The sequence below is a fragment of the Aeromonas sp. QDB20 genome (assembly GCF_027707805.1).
Classification (GTDB): domain Bacteria; phylum Pseudomonadota; class Gammaproteobacteria; order Enterobacterales; family Aeromonadaceae; genus Aeromonas; species Aeromonas dhakensis.
In genome coordinates this window covers 1-15936 of record NZ_JAPCJC010000008.1, presented here as the reverse complement: position 1 = coordinate 15936, position 15936 = coordinate 1, and the positions used below count along the sequence as shown (strand labels likewise).

13 protein-coding genes and 1 pseudogene are annotated in these 15936 nt (G+C 61.8%); 7 read left to right on the top strand and 7 right to left on the bottom strand.

The genetic code is table 11. From position 1 onward, the window contains the following. Nucleotides 1-26: 26 nt before the first annotated feature. Nucleotides 27-653 carry a lysoplasmalogenase gene (locus tag PG897_RS11840; protein ID WP_005308018.1) on the bottom strand — a complete coding sequence of 209 codons (627 nt, stop codon included), beginning with the start codon at nt 651-653 and terminating at the stop codon, nt 27-29. Between the two features lie 188 nt (nt 654-841). Here PG897_RS11840 and PG897_RS11835 point away from each other — a divergent pair, with 188 nt between their 5' ends. Further along, nucleotides 842-982 carry a hypothetical protein gene (locus PG897_RS11835; protein ID WP_010635406.1) on the top strand — a complete coding sequence of 47 codons (141 nt, stop codon included), beginning with the start codon at nt 842-844 and terminating at the stop codon, nt 980-982. 185 nt (nt 983-1167) lie between these two features. Here PG897_RS11835 and PG897_RS11830 read toward each other — a convergent pair whose 3' ends face one another. From PG897_RS11830 to PG897_RS11805, 6 genes are all read right to left on the bottom strand, one after another. Next, nucleotides 1168-3729, bottom strand: coding sequence for a TRAP transporter permease (locus PG897_RS11830; protein ID WP_043170639.1), 2562 nt, complete (start codon nt 3727-3729; stop codon nt 1168-1170). Between the two features lie 87 nt (nt 3730-3816). Then, nucleotides 3817-4788, bottom strand: a complete 972-nt coding sequence (locus PG897_RS11825) for a TAXI family TRAP transporter solute-binding subunit (RefSeq protein ID WP_010635409.1) — start codon at nt 4786-4788, stop codon at nt 3817-3819. 415 nt (nt 4789-5203) lie between these two features. Beyond that, nucleotides 5204-7357: a S9 family peptidase gene (locus tag PG897_RS11820; RefSeq protein ID WP_201882165.1), complete on the bottom strand. Its 2154-nt coding sequence runs from the start codon at nt 7355-7357 to the stop codon at nt 5204-5206. A gap of 224 nt (nt 7358-7581) precedes the next feature. Then, a complete protein-coding gene (locus PG897_RS11815) occupies nt 7582-8013 on the bottom strand; it encodes a DUF411 domain-containing protein (protein ID WP_005308011.1) in 432 nt (143 codons plus the stop codon). Between the two features lie 47 nt (nt 8014-8060). Beyond that, complete coding sequence (locus PG897_RS11810; protein ID WP_201882166.1) at nt 8061-8384, bottom strand: hypothetical protein; 324 nt, start codon at nt 8382-8384, stop codon at nt 8061-8063. An 87-nt stretch (nt 8385-8471) separates the two neighbouring features. Further along, on the bottom strand, nt 8472-9194 hold the full coding sequence (locus PG897_RS11805; protein ID WP_201885234.1) for an SDR family oxidoreductase: 723 nt from the start codon (nt 9192-9194) through the stop codon (nt 8472-8474). A 143-nt stretch (nt 9195-9337) separates the two neighbouring features. Between PG897_RS11805 and PG897_RS11800 the strand changes: the two genes are divergently transcribed. From PG897_RS11800 to PG897_RS22560, 6 genes and pseudogenes are all read left to right on the top strand, one after another. Further along, entirely contained in the window at nt 9338-10183 is an 846-nt protein-coding gene (locus PG897_RS11800; RefSeq protein WP_201882170.1) for a LysR family transcriptional regulator, read from the top strand. Between the two features lie 56 nt (nt 10184-10239). Further along, nucleotides 10240-10839 (top strand): NAD(P)H-dependent oxidoreductase, encoded by a 600-nt coding sequence (locus PG897_RS11795; RefSeq protein ID WP_005308007.1) that lies wholly within the window; start codon nt 10240-10242, stop codon nt 10837-10839. Between the two features lie 70 nt (nt 10840-10909). Next, nucleotides 10910-12766, top strand: a complete 1857-nt coding sequence (locus PG897_RS11790; RefSeq protein ID WP_005308005.1) for a monovalent cation:proton antiporter-2 (CPA2) family protein — start codon at nt 10910-10912, stop codon at nt 12764-12766. Continuing rightward, complete coding sequence (locus tag PG897_RS11785; RefSeq protein WP_017778463.1) at nt 12763-13149, top strand: SirB2 family protein; 387 nt, start codon at nt 12763-12765, stop codon at nt 13147-13149. The genes PG897_RS11790 and PG897_RS11785 overlap by 4 nt, the downstream gene beginning before the upstream one ends. 304 nt (nt 13150-13453) lie before the next feature. Continuing rightward, on the top strand, nt 13454-14440 hold the full coding sequence (locus tag PG897_RS11780) for a helix-turn-helix transcriptional regulator (protein ID WP_005308002.1): 987 nt from the start codon (nt 13454-13456) through the stop codon (nt 14438-14440). A 1178-nt stretch (nt 14441-15618) separates the two neighbouring features. Further along, nucleotides 15619-15714, top strand: a pseudogene (locus tag PG897_RS22560) (cupin domain-containing protein); the annotation flags it as partial. Nucleotides 15715-15936 lie beyond the last annotated feature (222 nt).

Genomic DNA, 15936 nt, shown 5'->3' with positions numbered 1-15936 from the left:
GCCCGTTTTTTATTGCGGCCCGCCGGTCAACCCGCCAGCGAGGCGGCGATCAGGAACTGGGCGGCGAAGTAGCTGCTCATCACCCAGGCGGTGGCATGGGGAAAGGGGCGACGGAAGCGATCCAGCGCCAGCATGCTGTCGGAGAAGAGGAACATCAGCGCCCCCACCAGGGCGGCGGCGCTGCCGGCGGTGAGGGAGGCGTGCCAGGCACCGGCGGCCACCCAGGCCATGCCGATGATCACCAGCATGTAGCAGAAGACGGGGATCTTCATCTCCCCGAGCTTGCCCCACAGCAGGCCGAACACCATGCCGGCCACCAGCAGCAACAGCAGGCCATCCACCAGGTTCAGCACCAGCGGCCCCTGGGCGAAGCCAACGATGTAGCAGAGGTGCGCGACAAGAAATGCCGCCAGCCCCTGGATGAAGCGGTCGCTCGGCAGCATCAGCAGCACGTCGCCGGCCAGCGACAGGCAGAGACCAAGCAGGATCCAGGCATGGGAGCCGTCGTGGTCATAGCCCTGATAGCCGAACGCCAGCGCTATGATGAGCAGCATAGTCAGCGGCTTGCTGATGTAGAACTGACGGGAGTCTGAGCCGTAGGCCGCACGAATGTGCCACCAGCCCGATGCGATGATCAAGAAACTCAATAACATGCCCTGCTCCTCACGTGTCGCTCGCAGTCATACGGCAACATCTTCTTGCTGACAGGGAGAGTAACAAATTCCCCCGGCCAGTGGCAGAGGCGCTCAGCAAACGAGCACCCTACGCCTAAAGTCTAATTGTCCCGTCCACCCGGTTCGGGCATAAGGAACGGGTTCGGAGGATCACCATGGAAGAAGCAATGAGAAACTATCTGCCCGCCATCGATATCATGATGTGCCACTTGGGAATCAGCTTTGAGCAAGCCTGCGAACAGCTGGGATTGAGCCAGGTGGAGCAACAGACCCTGAGCCTGCTGCAGGAGCAGGATCCGCAAGAATAAGCCCTCCCGCGGCCCGTATAGATATCATGATGTGCCGCGTTGAATAGGTCTGAGAGCAGCCGGAACTAAGCTAGGTGAAGCAACAGCCTTTCAACCTGCCGCATAAAGCAAGCTCCGCAGGAATAACCCCACACGGGGTAAATAAAAACGGCGCCATCGTGGCGCCGTTTTTATTGGGTGCGGGATCAGCGTGCCTGACGGCGCCGCTGCAGCCAGATCACGGCACCGAATAGCAGGAAGCCCGGCAGCCACATCAGCTCCTTGGGCCAGCGCTCGGTGGGCGCCTTGACGCTCAGGATCTGCTGATCCATCTCCAGCCCCAGCTCGGCGGCCTGGCTGCCGAAGGTGACGCTGTCGATCAGGATCTTGCCGTCCTGCTCATAGGTCTGGATCCCCAGCTTGGCCAGACGATCCTCACCGCTCGCGCCATCCGGCACCGGCAGCAGCACGGTGAAGCGGCGCAGCTTGCCCACCGCATCTTCCCCTTCCATCCGCAGGCGCAGGGTGCTCTCGGCCTCCACCTGGCCCATGGTCTGGGCCAGCTCGGCTGGCGCGGCGTCGCGATACGGGTCGTGCAGCATGTCCATCCAGAAGCCGGGACGGAACAGGGTGAAGGCCACCAGCAGCAGCAGCACGCTCTCGTACCAGCGGCTCTTCACCAGGAAGTAGCCCTGGGTGGCGGCGGCGAAGATCAGCATGGCGATGGTGGCCACGATGAAGATCAGCACGCCGTGGGCGAAGTCCACGTTGATGAGCAGCAGGTCGGTGTTGAAGATGAACAGGAACGGCAGTGCCGCGGTGCGCAGGCTGTAGTAGAACGCCGTGATCCCGGTCTTGATGGGGTCGCCCTTGGAGACGGCAGCCGCGGCGAACGAGGCCAGCCCCACCGGCGGGGTCACGTCGGCCATGATGCCGAAGTAGAAGACGAACAGGTGCACGGCGATGAGCGGCACGATGAGGCCGTTCTGCTGCCCCAGGGTGACGATCACCGGCGCCAGCAGGCTCGACACCACTATGTAGTTGGCGGTGGTGGGCAAGCCCATGCCGAGGATCAGGCTCAGCAGGGCGGTCAGCAGCAGCATCAGCAGCAGGTTGCCCATGGAGAGGAACTCCACCAGATCCGCCAGCACCAGGCCGACGCCGGTCTGGGAGACGGCCCCGACTATGATGCCGGCAGTGGCGGTGGCGATGCCGATGCCGATCATGTTGCGGGCACCGGCGATCAGCCCCTCGCGCAGATCCACCACGCCGTCGGTGAAGCTGCCGTAGTCATGCTTGCCATCGGTGCGCAGCCAGTTCAGCAGCGGGCGCTGGGTCAGCAGTATGATGATCAGCATCACCGAGCCCCAGAAGGCCGACAGGCCCGGGGAGAGTCGCTCCACCATCAGACACCACACCAGTACCACCACCGGCAGCAGGAAGTGCAGGCCGGAGAGCAGCACGGCGCGGGTTTCCGGCAGCTCGTCCAGCGGCTTGTCCGGATCTTCCGACGGCAACGGCTCGTTGCTGGCGGCGATCTTCAGCAGTCCCAGGTAGGCGGCGGCCAGCAGCACGCTGATCCCCGGCAGGGCGTAGTCGCCCAGCGCCGGCTTGAGCCAACCCAGGCCATAGTAGACCGCCATGGAGAGGCCGCTGATGAGAGCGGCACCGAAGGCGAAGCCGGTCAGGCGGCGCAGCCAGGGGCGCGGCTGACGGTTGCCGATGGGCTGCATGCCGAGCTTGAGCGCCTCGAGGTGCACTATGTAGAGCAGGGCGATGTAGGAGATGGCCGCCGGCAGGAAGGCGTGCTTGATGATGTCGACGTAGGGGATGCCAACGTACTCCACCATCAGGAAGGCGGCGGCTCCCATGACCGGGGGCATGATCTGGCCGTTGACCGAGGAGGCCACTTCCACCGCGCCGGCCTTCTCCTTGGAGAAGCCGACCCGTTTCATCATGGGGATGGTGAAGGTGCCCGTGGTCACCACGTTGGCGATGGAGGAGCCGGAGATGACGCCGGTTAGGGCCGAGGCCACCACGGCTGCCTTGGCCGGGCCGCCGCGCAGGTGGCCGAGCAGGCTGAAGGCGAGCTGGATGAAGTAGTGGCCCGCACCGGCACGCTCGAGCAGGGCGCCAAACAACACGAACAGGAAGACGAAGCTGGTGGAGACCCCGAGGGCAATGCCGAACACCCCTTCGGTGGTGATCCACTGGTGGTTGGCCAGCGCATGCAGGCTCACCCCACGGTGGGCCAGCAGGGAGGGCATCCAGGGGCCGGCCAGGCTATAGGCCAGGAAGACGATGGCGATCACCGCCAGGGCCGGGCCGAGGGCACGGCGGGCGGCTTCCAGCAGCAGCGGAATGCCGATACAGGCGACCACGAAGTCCATGGTGGTCAGGTTGCCGGGGCGCTGGGCCAGCTGCTCATACATGATGAACAGGTAGCTGGCGACGGCGGCGCCGATGAGGCCAAGGGCGATGTCACCGAGCGGCACCCGGTCGCGCGGCGAGCTGCGCATGGCCGGGAACACCAGATAGGCGAGCAGGATGGCGAAAGCCAGGTGAATCGAGCGTGTTTCAGTGTCGTTGAGAACACCGATGCCGAGAGAGAACGGCAGCGGCGAAGCGATCCAGAGCTGGAACAGGGACCAGATCAGCGCAAGACCCGCGATGATCCAGCTCATGGTGCCCACCGGCAGGCGGGCTCCCACATCCTGGGCGATCAGCTCCTCGGCCGAGAGCGCCTCTTGTTGTTGTGTTTGCTGCATAGTGTGGCTCTGTTGGTACTGCAATAAATGAGACTCGCCCCCCCGAGGGAGGAGCGAGTCTGGGGCACATCCGAAACCGCAACCGGATTACATCCAGCCACGTTCCTTGTAGTAGCGCACCGCGCCTTCATGCAGCGGGGCGGAGAGACCCACCTTGATCATGTCGGCTTCCTTCAGGTCGGCGAAGGCCGGGTGCAGGCGCTTGAAGCGATCCAGGTTGTCGAACACGGACTTGACCAGCTGGTAGACCACTTCCGGATCGGCCTTGGCGCTGGTGGAGAGTACGGCCTTGCCACCGATGGACGGGGTCGGGTTCGGGCTGCCCTTGTACAGACCACCCGGGATCTCGGCCTTGCTGTAGTAGCTCTTCTCGGCCAGCAACTTGTCGATCTCGGGGCCGGTCACCGGCACCAGCACGGTGTCGGTGGTAGTGGAGGCTTCCTGGATGGCACCGTTGGGGTGGCCAACGAAGTAGCTCATGGCGTCGATGTTGTTGTCACCCAGGGCAGAGGCCTGCTCGGCGGGTTTGAGCTCGGAGACCAGACTGAACACGGACTTGTCCCAGCCCTTGACGGCCATGATCTCTTCGAAGGTGTCGCGCTGGCCGGAGCCCGGGTTGCCGATGTTGACGCGCTTGCCCTTCAGATCGTCGAAGCCGGCAATCTTGGCGTCCTTGCGGGCCAGGATGGTGAACACTTCGCTCTGCAGGGAGAAGACGGCGCGGATGTCATCCATCGGACCCTCGGCCTTGAACGGCTCGACGCCCTTCATCGCCTTGTACTGGTGGTCGGACTGCATGATGCCGAAGTTGAACTCGCCGGAGCGGATGCCGTTGACGTTGGCAACACCGCCGCCACTGGCCGGGGCGTTGCACTTGATCTGGTGATCGGCGGCGCCGCGGTTGAGGAAGCGGCAGATGGACTGGCCCGCCACGTAGTAGACACCGGTCTGACCGCCAGTACCTATGGTCACGAAGCGCTCCTGCGCCTGTACCGGACCACCAAACGAGACACCGACCAGAGCTGCCGACAAGGCACACGCCAGGGATAATCCTTTCATGTTGTTCATCCTTTTTGATTGATTCAGCTCGCCCGTTCCACGGGCGAATGCAAGACAAACCGCCGTGCTGCGTCGGCGGTCGTCCGTGACCTCGCGATGAGGAAATGGGTGAACGACCAGCGTTCCCCAAAAAGCCACCAGCATCCTGTGGTGAGACAGTCGGCTTCATGCCAACCAGAGATAATTGGCACCGAGGGGGCCAATTAAAGAGTTATAACGGCATCGATTAAGCACACGGCGCCAACATAAATCAAACAAAAACACAAAATGAAGGATATCGGTCGCCAGAAATTTGAAGCCGATCATTAATTTGCCGATCGAAGATTAATTGGTTGTGCTACCGGACGGCAGGCGGGAAGAGGGAAAGGAGATTCTTTTGCAGCCCTTGTCTGGCAAGGGCTGCAACCTTGGTGACTTATGCTTTTGGCTTGGCCAGATCCAGGATAAACGCAAACTCCAGCGCAATATCCTCGTAGGCCTTGAAGCGGCCCGACTTGCCGCCGTGGCCGGCGTCCATGTCGGTACTCAGCAACAACTTGTTATCATCCGTCTTCAGCTCGCGCAGCTTGGCCACCCACTTGGCCGGCTCCCAATACTGCACCTGGGAATCGTGCAACCCGGTGGTGACCAGCAGATTCGGGTAGGCCTGTGCCTTGACCTGATCGTAGGGGCTGTAGGCCTTCATGTAGTCGTAGTAGCGCTTCTGGTTCGGATTGCCCCACTCGTCGTACTCGCCTGTGGTGAGGGGGATGGACTCGTCCAGCATGGTGGTGACCACGTCGACGAAGGGCACCTGGGCCACCACGCCGCGATAGAGCTGGGGCGCCTGGTTGATGACGGCCCCCATCAGCAGGCCGCCGGCGCTGCCGCCCATGGCGTAGACCTGATCCCTGGCACCATAGCCCTGCGCCACCAGCGCCTCGGTCACGTCGATGAAGTCGTTGAAGGTGTTCTGCTTCTTCAGCAGCTTGCCATCCTCATACCAGTGGCGGCCCAGCTCCTCGCCACCACGGATGTGGGCGATGGCGTAGACGAAGCCGCGATCCAGCAGGCTCAGCCTGGCGCTGCTGAAGTCCGGATCCATGCTGGCGCCATAGGAGCCATAGCCGTAGACCAGCAGCGGATTGGTGCCTGCGCCGGTCCCCTCTTTCTTGAACTGGTCCTTGCGATAGACCAGCGACACCGGCACGGCCACGCCGTCACGGGCTGTGATCCAGAGCCGCTCGCTGGCATATTGATCGGCCTTGAAGCCCGCCACCGGCTGCTGCTTGAGCAGGGTGCGCTTGCCGCTGTTCAGGTCGAGCTCGTAGGTGGAAGACGGCGTGGTCATGGAGGAGTAGCCATAGCGCAGGGCGCTGGTGTCCGGCTCCGGGTTGTAGGCAAGCCAGGTGACATAGGCCGGGTCGTCGAAGGCGATCTCCTTCTGCTCGCCGCTCTGCCAGTTGACCTGGCGCAACCGGGTCAGCCCCTGGCTGCGCTCCTCCAGCACCAGCCACTCCTTGAACAGGGCATAGCTCTCCAGCAGCACATCCGGATTGGGGGCGATCACCGCCTTCCAGCGCTCCACCGGGCTCTCTTTGGTCTCGTACAGGCCGAAGTTCTTGCCGTCCTTGTTGGAGCGCACATAGAAGCGGCCGCGGTAGTGATCCAGGCTGTACTCGTGATCCACCTGGCGCGGCAGGAACAGCCGCGGCGCCTGGGTCGGCACGTTGGCATCGATGAGGCGCGCCTCGCCGGTAGTGGTGCTGGAGAGGGCGATGACGATGAAATCTTCCGAGGTGGTGGCATAGAGGCTCACATAGAAGGTGTCGTCCTTCTCCTCGTAGACCAGGGTGTCCTTGGCGGGATCCGTACCCAGCTCGTGGCGATAAACCTGGTAGGGCAGCAGGGTCTTGGGGTGCTTGCGCACGTAGAACACCGTCTTGCTGTCGTTGGCCCACACCAGATTGCCGGAGGTGTTCTCGAGCGTGTCGGCGGCCCACTTGCCGCTCTCCAGATCGAAGAACTGGATCTGGTACTGGCGGCGGGAGAGGAAATCTTCCGCCACCGCCAGCCAGCGGTTGTTGCGGCTCACCTCAAGCGCCCCCAGAGCGTAGAACTCGTGGCCCTCGGCGCGCTGGTTGCCGTCCAGCAGCAGGCTTGTAGCCTCTTCACCAATTTTGCTGCGTGAATAGATGGCGTACTCCTTGCCCGGCTCGTAGCGGGTCTGGTAGCGATAGCCGTTCTTCACATAGGGCACCGACTCGTCCTGCTGGGGAATGCGGGCCACCATCTCCTGATAGAGCTGGTCGCGCAGCTGCTTGACCGGTTTGAGCATGGCGTCGGTGTAGGCGTTTTCGGCCTCCAGATAGGCCAGCACCTCGGGTTTCTGGCGCTCGTCATCGCGCAGCCAGTAGTAGTTGTCGACCCGGGTATCCCCGTGTTTTTTCAGGGTATGGGGGTGTTTGGCGGCCACGGGAGGCTGGATCTGGGTGTCGCGTGTGGGCATGGCGGACTCATCATTGGCATATGAACAGGGAACGGCGGCCAGGCAAGCCAGCAGCAGAAGCCCTCGGGAAAAGGTGAACATGTCGCATCCTTTGCGCTTTAAAAGGGTTGGCGGACCTGAGCCTTGGCTCCTTGGACAGGGGACCAATCTGCCCCTTGTCGCCTTCAGTTGCAAGTTCTCCCGCGCCGGGATGTAAAAGGGCCGCCATCTCGCGATGGCGGCCCCCATACCTGACCGTGAGCGACACGGGCTCGCTCAGGTGTGCCTCACATGATGGAAGCGTGTCCGCTCACAGCCAGCCTTCATCAGCCGGGGTAGCTCGACCAGACCCTGGTCGCGCCCTCATTGCTGATGCTCAGCACCTGATAGGGCTGACCCGGAATATCCATGCCCGGCGCACTCTGGGGCATGCCCGGAATGGTCAGGCCGCGGATCGCCGGTTTTTCCTTGAGCAGTTTCTGCACATCGGCGGCGGGCACGTGTCCCTCGATCACATAGCCGTTGACCACGCCGGTGTGGCAGGAGGCCAGCTGCGGAGTGATGCCGTACTGCTGTTTGACCGGTGCAAGCTGTTCGGTTTCGATGACCTCGAGCTCGAAGCCATTCTCTTCCATGTGCTTGTTCCAGGCCTGGCAGCAGCCGCAGTACTTGGATTTGTAGACGGTCATCTTCTCGGCCGCGAGAGCAGAAAAGCTGACGGTACCGGCCAGCACGGCCAGTAGCAGGGATTTGTACATAACTCACCTCAGATTGAATGAAACATGCCCGGGAACGGGGGTCAGATTCAAGCCAGGGTGCGGGGAGGACGCTCCAGCCGGTCGGTCGGGACATCCGGCATGAACTGGGAAGGGGAGATGAAATCCGGGGCGTCGGGTTCCAGCATGGCAACCGTCAGGCTGTCACTGCTGAGCACCGTCATGGCGAGCGCCGCGGTGAAGCTGCCGCAGGGCATGGCTTTCTCCAGGGTGCGTTCGCTCTGGCTGCAATGAGGCGTCAGGGTACAGAGATCGGTCGCCGCCCTGCTGCCAAACGACATCAGCACCATCAGCAGACTCCACAGGGGGAGCCAGCGGCGGGCGCGAGTGAGTTGGCGACGGGTCAGAACCATGAGACGACTCATTGACGAAAGGTGGCCTATGGTAACCCCTGGCCCAGGGGGAGGGTCAAGCCCTCCCCCTCTTCCAGTCAGCCCCCATCAAGGTTGCTGACGGGTGGCCGCCAGCACGATCTCGCGCACGCAGACATTGGCCGGCTGGTTCCAGGCATAGAGCACGGCCTCGGCGATCACCTCGGGCGCAATGACACCGCCCATCTGATCCTTCCAGTCGTGGTAGCCGGCCTTGATGCTCTCGTCCGTGGTGTGGCTGAGCAGCTCGGTCTCCACCGCGCCTGGGGCTATGGTCACCATCCGCACGCCGACATCGGCCACCTCTTCCCGGATGTTCTCGGTCAGGGCGTGCACCGCGAACTTGGTGGCGCAGTAGGCGGCATGGTTCGGGAAGGTTTTGCGACCGGCGATGGAGCTGATGTTGATGATGGTGCCGCTGCGGCGCGCCTTCATCCCGGCCAGCACGGCGTGAACACCGTTCAACACCCCCATCACGTTGATGTTGAGCATCTGCTGCCACTCGGCCGGGTCCTGCACGTCGGCCTGGCCCAGCAGCATGACGCCGGCATTGTTGACCAGGCAGCCGACCGGACCGAATTGCGCCTCGGCCTGCTGGATGGCGGCCTTCATGGCGGTGGTGTCGGTCACGTCGACCCCGATGCAGAGGGTATCGGGCAGGCCCAGCGCCTGCATGGGCTCGACCCGGCGGGCCAGCAACAGCAGCGGATGGCCGGCGGCCGAGAAGGCGCGGGCGATGGCGGCACCGATCCCGGCGGAGGCACCGGTGATCACGACGAGAGGCTTGGACATGATGTTTTCCTTCTGATTCAAGAGTCGGTTTGAGCAAACAAGCGGCTGGCCAGCACGGAACGGGATCACTATAGTCACTGCATCCATCAGTGATAAATATTGTTTTCCGCTGGTTATCATCTGAAAAAACTATGGTTGGGCTTATGCTGGATCTGAGACTGCTGCGCTTCTTCATCGCCATCTATGAAGAGAAGAACATCACGGCGGCGGCCGAACGCTGCCACGTCAGCCAGCCCTCCCTCTCGGCGGGGCTGCGCCAGCTGGAAGAGACCCTGGGTGACAGCCTGTTCATCCGGGGCAAGAAGGGGGTCGAGGCGAAGGACCCGGCCCACTACCTCTATCCCCACGCGGTCAAGCTGGTGGAGGAGGCGCGTCGGCTGCCCGAGCTGTTTCGCCAGAAGGCAACGCGTGCTCGGCTCAACATGGCCATCATGCCGGATCTGAGCCGGCGCCGGGTGGCGGGATTGCTGCAGCAGGTGCAGGCGGTGCTGCCCGAGCTGGATCTCACCCTCTCCGATTACGGGACGCCTGCCGACTGTCGGCTGACCCTGGATGCCCTGCGCCGGGAGGACGAGATCTTTCTGCCGCTATGGGAAGAGGACTATGTCTTGTGCGTGCGCCGCGACCATCCCCTCGCCGGCCGCCGGCAACTCGAACTGGGCGAGCTGCAACATTATGATTTTATTGAGTGCCCACCCTGCGAGGCCCATCAGCAGACCATAGGCCTGCTGGCCTGTGACCGACTCACTCTCAATCTGGTGGCCAAGGCCGAAAGCAAGGGGCTGGTGATGGCGCTGGTACTGGCCGGGGTCGGCATCAGCTTCCTGCCGGACGGGCTGGTGGAGGACGAGGCGGGTCTGTGCACCGTGCCCGTGAGCGGGCCCCGGATGTTCCGGCGCATCGGCCTCTGCTATCCCGCCCACCAGACCCTCAATCCGGCGCTGCGCGAGCTGATCCCGGAGCTGGCGGGCCACGGCGCTTCTTGCTAACGTCGCTGCGCAATGCATCTTTTGCCGGCATCCACTCCTCTTCAGGTCAGGACCCCATGAAACGCATTCTGGTCATCTTCTCACACCCGGCGCTGCAGAGCTCCCGGGCCAACAAGCAGCTGCTGCAGGCCATCGACGGGCTGGAGGGCATCACCCTGCACGACCTCTATCTGCACTACCCGGACATGTTCATCAACGTGAAGCGGGAGCAGGCCCTGCTCTCTGAACACGACATCATCGTCTTCCAGCACCCCTTCTACTGGTATTCCTGTCCGGCCATCATGAAGGAGTGGATGGATCTGGTGCTGGAGTACGGCTACGCCTATGGCCCGGAAGCCCACGCCCTCAACGGCAAGCAGTGGCTGTCGGCCATCACCACCGGCGGTGCCCCCGAATCCTACTGCAGCGCCGGCTACAACCAGCGCCCGCTGCTCGACTTCCTGCTCCCCTTTCAGCAGACGGCCCAGCTGTGCGGCATGAGCTGGCTGCCCCCGTTCGTGCTGCACTCCTTTCACAAGATCCGGGACCCGGAGGCGCTGCGCCGCTGCGGCCAGGACTATCGCCAGTTGCTGTGCGCCCTGCGCGACGAACAGCTGACCCCGGAACAACTCGGCGGCAGCCCCTATCTGCGCGATCTGCTGGAGGTACTCCCATGACCCGAACCCGCTCCGGGCGTAGTCCCGGCCTGCCTTCATCGGCCTCCACCACGGCGCGGAGGATCCGCTGATGGGACACGGTTTGCTGTTCGACGCCTTCATCTACCTCTCCGCCGCGGTGATCGCGGTGCCGCTGGCCAAGCGCTGGGGGCTGGGCTCCGTGCTCGGCTACCTGCTGGCGGGGATCATCATAGGCCCCTTCCTGCTGGGGCTGGTGGGTGAGCAAAAAGACGTGATGCACTTCGCCGAGTTCGGAGTGGTGCTGATGCTGTTTCTGGTCGGGCTGGAGCTCAGGCCGGCGCTGCTGTGGCAGCTGAAGGGGCCCATTCTCGGCACCGGCGGACTGCAAGTGCTGCTCACTACGGCAGCCCTGACCGGCGTGGCCCACCTCATTGGCCTGCCCTGGCAACAGGGGCTGGCCATCGGCCTCATCCTGGCGCTCTCCTCCACCGCCATCGTGCTGCAGAGCCTGCAGGAGCGCAAACTGATGCAGAGCGAGAGCGGCCGCTCCGCCTTCGCCGTGCTGCTGTTCCAGGACATCGCCGTCATCCCCATCCTGGCGATCCTGCCGCTGCTGGCCATCGCGCCGGTGGCCAGCAGCGGCAGCTCTGAGCTGGCCGGTTGGCAACACGGCCTGCTGGTGGTGGCCGCCATCTCCGGCATAGTGCTGGGGGGTCATTACCTGATGCGCCCGGTGTTTCGCGCCATCGCCCAGTCCCACATGCGGGAGATCTTCGTCGCCGCCGCCCTGCTGCTGGTGATCGCCATCGCCGTGCTGATGGAATCGGTAGGCCTCTCCCCCGCCCTCGGCTCCTTCCTGGCCGGGGTGGTGCTGGCGGACAGCGAATACCGCCACGAACTGGAGGCGGACATAGAGCCGTTCAAGGGGCTGCTGCTCGGCCTCTTCTTTATGTCGGTGGGGGCGGGCATCAACTTCGGGCTGTTTGCCGAACATCCGCTGCTGATCCCGGCCCTGGTGGTCGGCCTGATGCTGCTCAAGTGGCTGGTGTTGATGGCGCTTGGCTTCATCATCCGCATCTCGCCGAGCCAGCGCTGGACCTTCGGGCTGGCGCTGGCTCAGGGGGGAGAGTTCGCCTTCGTGCTGTTCTCGTTCGCCGCTCAGAACAGGGTATTGCCGGGGGATACCATCGCCCTGCTGACCCTGGTGGTGGCGCTCTCCATGGCGCTGACGCCGCTGCTGCTGATCCTCAACGATCGGGTGATCCAGCCCTGGTTCGACTACCGCAACCAGAGCGAGGTCCCGCAGCACGAGCAGCCGGAGCTGGTGGAGCACCCGGTGATCATCGCCGGCTTCGGCCGCTTCGGTCAGATCGTGGGACGCTTGCTGCACGGTCACGGCATAGGTACCACCATCCTTGAGCAGGATGCCAGCCAGATCGAGATGCTGCGCAAGTATGGCTATCAGGTGTTCTACGGGGATGCCAGCCGGCTCGACCTGCTGCACGCCGCCGGTGCCCACAAGGCTAAATTGCTGGTGCTCTCCATCAACGACCCTGCGACGTCACTCGAAGTGATTGAAATGGTGAAGAAACACTTCCCGCACCTTAAGATACTGGCGCGAGCCCAGGATCGTCCCCACGCTCACGAGATCCTGCGCCAGGGCGTGGGCAGCGTGTATCGGGAAACCCTGGGTTCCGCCGTGGATCTGGGGGTGGAAGCCCTGACCCAGCTCGGTTTTCGGGCCAACCAGGCCTGGCGGGCCGGGCAGACCTTCAAGCAGCACGACAACTGGCTGCTGCGGGAGCAGGTCAACTACCTGGACGACGAACACACCTATATCAACAAGAGCCTGCAATACCGGGACATCCTCTCCGATCTGCTGCAAGACGATCAGGAAGGACAGGAGCGCATTCACGCCCACAACTGGAACAGCGGTCTGCCCGACAACGACAAGGAAGCAATATGATTGCCTATTACCCCCTGCTCAAACACCTGCACATGACGCTGGCGCTGGTCAGCGTGCTGTTGTTCCTCTATCGCTGGCTGTTAGCCCTGGGGGGCAGTGCCCGCCTGCAGCAGAAGTGGCTGAAGATCCTGCCCCATGTCAACGACACCTTACTGTTGCTGTTCGGGGTAGTGCTGGCGGTGACCCTGCAGATGAGCCCGGGTCAGCAGCCCTGGCTGATGGCCAAGCTGATCGCGCTGGTGGTTTACATCGGCCTCGGCGTCATGGCGCTCAAGCGCCCTGCGCGCAGTCAGAAGCTGGTGGCCGGCCTCGCTGCCCTGGCGGTATTCGGCTATATGGTGGGCGCCGCCATCACCAAGTCGGCCTGGTCCTGGTTGGCCTGATCCGACAGCAAAAATCCCCGCCCGGTGGAGGAGAGTCCTCTCCTCCACATCATATTCTGCGCTTACCCATCATTTCTGTTTTTTCTTCTGCACCAAATCCGTAAGACAGCACTTTCATTTGGCGAATTTTCATCATTTTTTAGCCTCAATTGCTGCCAGAAAAGAGAGCGTTCTCTTTTGTGATCATATAGTTAGCTTGGTTTGTATGAAAATGGCGACAGTTGTCGCAGCAAAACTTGCGACATAGACTGTCGCAAGGCATGGCTAGGATACACTCAACGCTAAACCAGTGAAGGCATGCACCATGAGTAAGAAGCTGTTACGACAACTGACCTTGGCGCGTTGCATCCCGCACCGCCCTTACAAGCTGACCGCCAGCCAACTCCAGGTAAAACTGGAAGAAGAAGGCATTCATGTCAGTCTGCGTACCGTGCAACGGGACCTGGAAGAGATGTCCGGCATGGGGTTGTTCGATCTCACCTCGGATGAACGCAGCAAACCACACGGCTGGTGCTTCGAGCGCCATGGCCTCAACGATTTTGCCAACATCATGCCGCTGTCACTGGCAGTGGCGCTGAAAACCTGGAGCGACCAGGCCAGCCAGCTGCTGCCCGCCAGTGTCCTGACCGAATTGAACCCGCTGGTCGACAAGGCCAGCCAGGTGATCCGTGACAGCCAGAGCGAACTGGCGGAACGCTGGCTCGAGAGCGTGCACCAGTCACCGCGTCCGTTTGCCGGCAACCCGGAGATCCGCCGCAGCACCCTGATCCGCGATGCTCTGTGGCGTGGCCGCAAGTTCAGCGCCGAGATCCAGCGTGTCATCAAGGAGCGCACCGTGTGGCTCTGCTATGACCGCATCAATCCGCTCGGCATTCTGAACCAAGCGGAGGGGCCGACCCTGCTCTGCACCCTGTCCGAGCTGGATCCCAAGGTCTACGGCATCCCGTTCGACCACATCAAGAACGTGGAGCTGACCAACTTCAGCGCGACCCAGCCGAAGGATTTCAATATCCAGAAACTGATCCGCGATCAGGGGTACCAGGATGTCAGCGGGCCGATCCGCTTCGTCGGCCGCATCGATGCCAACTGCCCAACCCTGGTCGACGGCCAGATCCCCGGCCACAACCCGCGCATGACGCGCTACGACAAGCGCAGCGTGGTGGTGGAAACCGAGGTGCAGGACACTCCGGAGTTCCGTACCTGGCTCAACAACATGAGCGGGAACCTGGAAGTGCTGGCGCCAGAATCCTTGCGCAAGGCATATCCGACACCGGGTAGCCGCGTCAGCTGACACCTTCTCAAAAAGCCGGGCCAAGCCCGGCTTTTTGTATTCTTTTTGAGCATATTTATTCAACTAATTTTTAAGCCTTACCCTCCGAATTGAGCCTGTTTTTACCATCGTTTTCGCCCTGTTTTTGCGTGTGAGAGATCAGCCATCGCCGCTGTAAGAGGCCACTGTGTCGAACCGTACGCTAAGCCATCTTTGAATCCTTATGCTTTCCTGTGAAACAAACTAACACCATGATTAATATGAATTTATTATCACAAGCATGATCGTTTAAGCGCTCCCATCACGCCGACAACGCCGGATCCTCCCTTGTTCCGCCCTCTGGTTCCCTTAATATGGGTCTCACAAGGACGAAGCTGATTCGGCAGGATGCAGAAACAGCGCATAAGCAGGGAATAAACCACAGGACGTGGGCAGGGAACACCTCAGGATGAGGCCGATAGCCAGGATGGTTATCAAAGGGAATACAGGACACCGCGGGACGTGGTTGAGGACACCTCGGGATGAGGCAGAGCAGCAGGATGGTTGCTCTTCAGGACGAACAGGAACCTCGCCGGAGGCGAGCAGGACAGCTTCAGGATGAAGCGAGATAACCCGGATGGTTATCTGTCAGGATGACGTAAGGAACACCACGGGATGTGGTAACGGACACCTCCAGGATGGAGAGAGTGCAGCAATCAGGATCGATTGCCAGGCTAGGATGGCCACAGGACACCTCAACGGATTGGGAAGGGGATATTCCGAAGGATCAGGATAAAGTCAGGGATTGCAGGGAGCGTTGCAGTTCAGGGACTGGACGAAATGACTCGAGGGGACGGCAGCTGCCGTCCCCTTTTCTTTTTGCGCTTTTTACTAGCTGCAACCCAACCAAATCACTCACGCTGCAGATGTTGTGCATGCCACTTCCCTGCGCTTGTTCCTGCTGCTCGTCACTCTCGCCAATGCCTTGACTGAGTTGAGTGCCTTGGTGTGCACATCTCTCGACAAGACCTCTCTCAAGACCTGAAAGAAGCACCGAGACATTCAAGCTGCACTTCATATGTGTGACGAAGCATAGAGGCGCTATTCAGTCTTCCACGACACTCAGGCAACAAGTCTGCGATGGGTTGCCATTCCCCCTCATGCCATTGTTGGCGGCATACTGCACCAAAGATCCGAAGAGAGTCTCAGCTTCAGTAGTCCCCGGGGATCACATCAATATCCCTGCCCGCCAGAAGCACAGGGTCGAGTGGACCCATCCCGACATGACCACCGTCTGGCTCTGCGTGTTTTACTGAAGTGAGTAAGGAGAAAAGAGGGAATTTGGGGAAAATAAGATGAAAAAAAGCCCAGTCTTTCGACTGGGCTTCTTAAGTAGTGGCGGAGCGGACGGGGAGACGGACAGAGTCCGGCTCAAGCACAAAGGACAACAGACAGGGACCGAGTTGCCAGTGGCAAGTCGCAGCCCTGGCGGTTGTCTCTTGTTTCCTCATCCCGTTTGCAAAAGCCAGATAGCAAAA

Bases quoted from the DNA above. Each gene is read 5' to 3' on its own strand.
- PG897_RS11830 (WP_043170639.1), bottom strand. From the start codon at position 3,729: ATGCAGCAAACACAACAACAAGAGGCGCTCTCGGCCGAGGAGCTGATC.
- PG897_RS11785 (WP_017778463.1), top strand. From the start codon at position 12,763: ATGATTGCCTATTACCCCCTGCTCAAACACCTGCACATGACGCTGGCG.
- PG897_RS11810 (WP_201882166.1), bottom strand. From the start codon at position 8,384: ATGGTTCTGACCCGTCGCCAACTCACTCGCGCCCGCCGCTGGCTCCCC.
- PG897_RS11820 (WP_201882165.1), bottom strand. From the start codon at position 7,357: ATGTTCACCTTTTCCCGAGGGCTTCTGCTGCTGGCTTGCCTGGCCGCC.
- PG897_RS11825 (WP_010635409.1), bottom strand. From the start codon at position 4,788: ATGAAAGGATTATCCCTGGCGTGTGCCTTGTCGGCAGCTCTGGTCGGT.
- PG897_RS11805 (WP_201885234.1), bottom strand. From the start codon at position 9,194: ATGTCCAAGCCTCTCGTCGTGATCACCGGTGCCTCCGCCGGGATCGGT.
- PG897_RS11790 (WP_005308005.1), top strand. From the start codon at position 10,910: ATGGGACACGGTTTGCTGTTCGACGCCTTCATCTACCTCTCCGCCGCG.
- PG897_RS11815 (WP_005308011.1), bottom strand. From the start codon at position 8,013: ATGTACAAATCCCTGCTACTGGCCGTGCTGGCCGGTACCGTCAGCTTT.
- PG897_RS11795 (WP_005308007.1), top strand. From the start codon at position 10,240: ATGAAACGCATTCTGGTCATCTTCTCACACCCGGCGCTGCAGAGCTCC.
- PG897_RS11840 (WP_005308018.1), bottom strand. From the start codon at position 653: ATGTTATTGAGTTTCTTGATCATCGCATCGGGCTGGTGGCACATTCGT.
- PG897_RS11780 (WP_005308002.1), top strand. From the start codon at position 13,454: ATGAGTAAGAAGCTGTTACGACAACTGACCTTGGCGCGTTGCATCCCG.
- PG897_RS11835 (WP_010635406.1), top strand. From the start codon at position 842: ATGAGAAACTATCTGCCCGCCATCGATATCATGATGTGCCACTTGGGA.
- PG897_RS11800 (WP_201882170.1), top strand. From the start codon at position 9,338: ATGCTGGATCTGAGACTGCTGCGCTTCTTCATCGCCATCTATGAAGAG.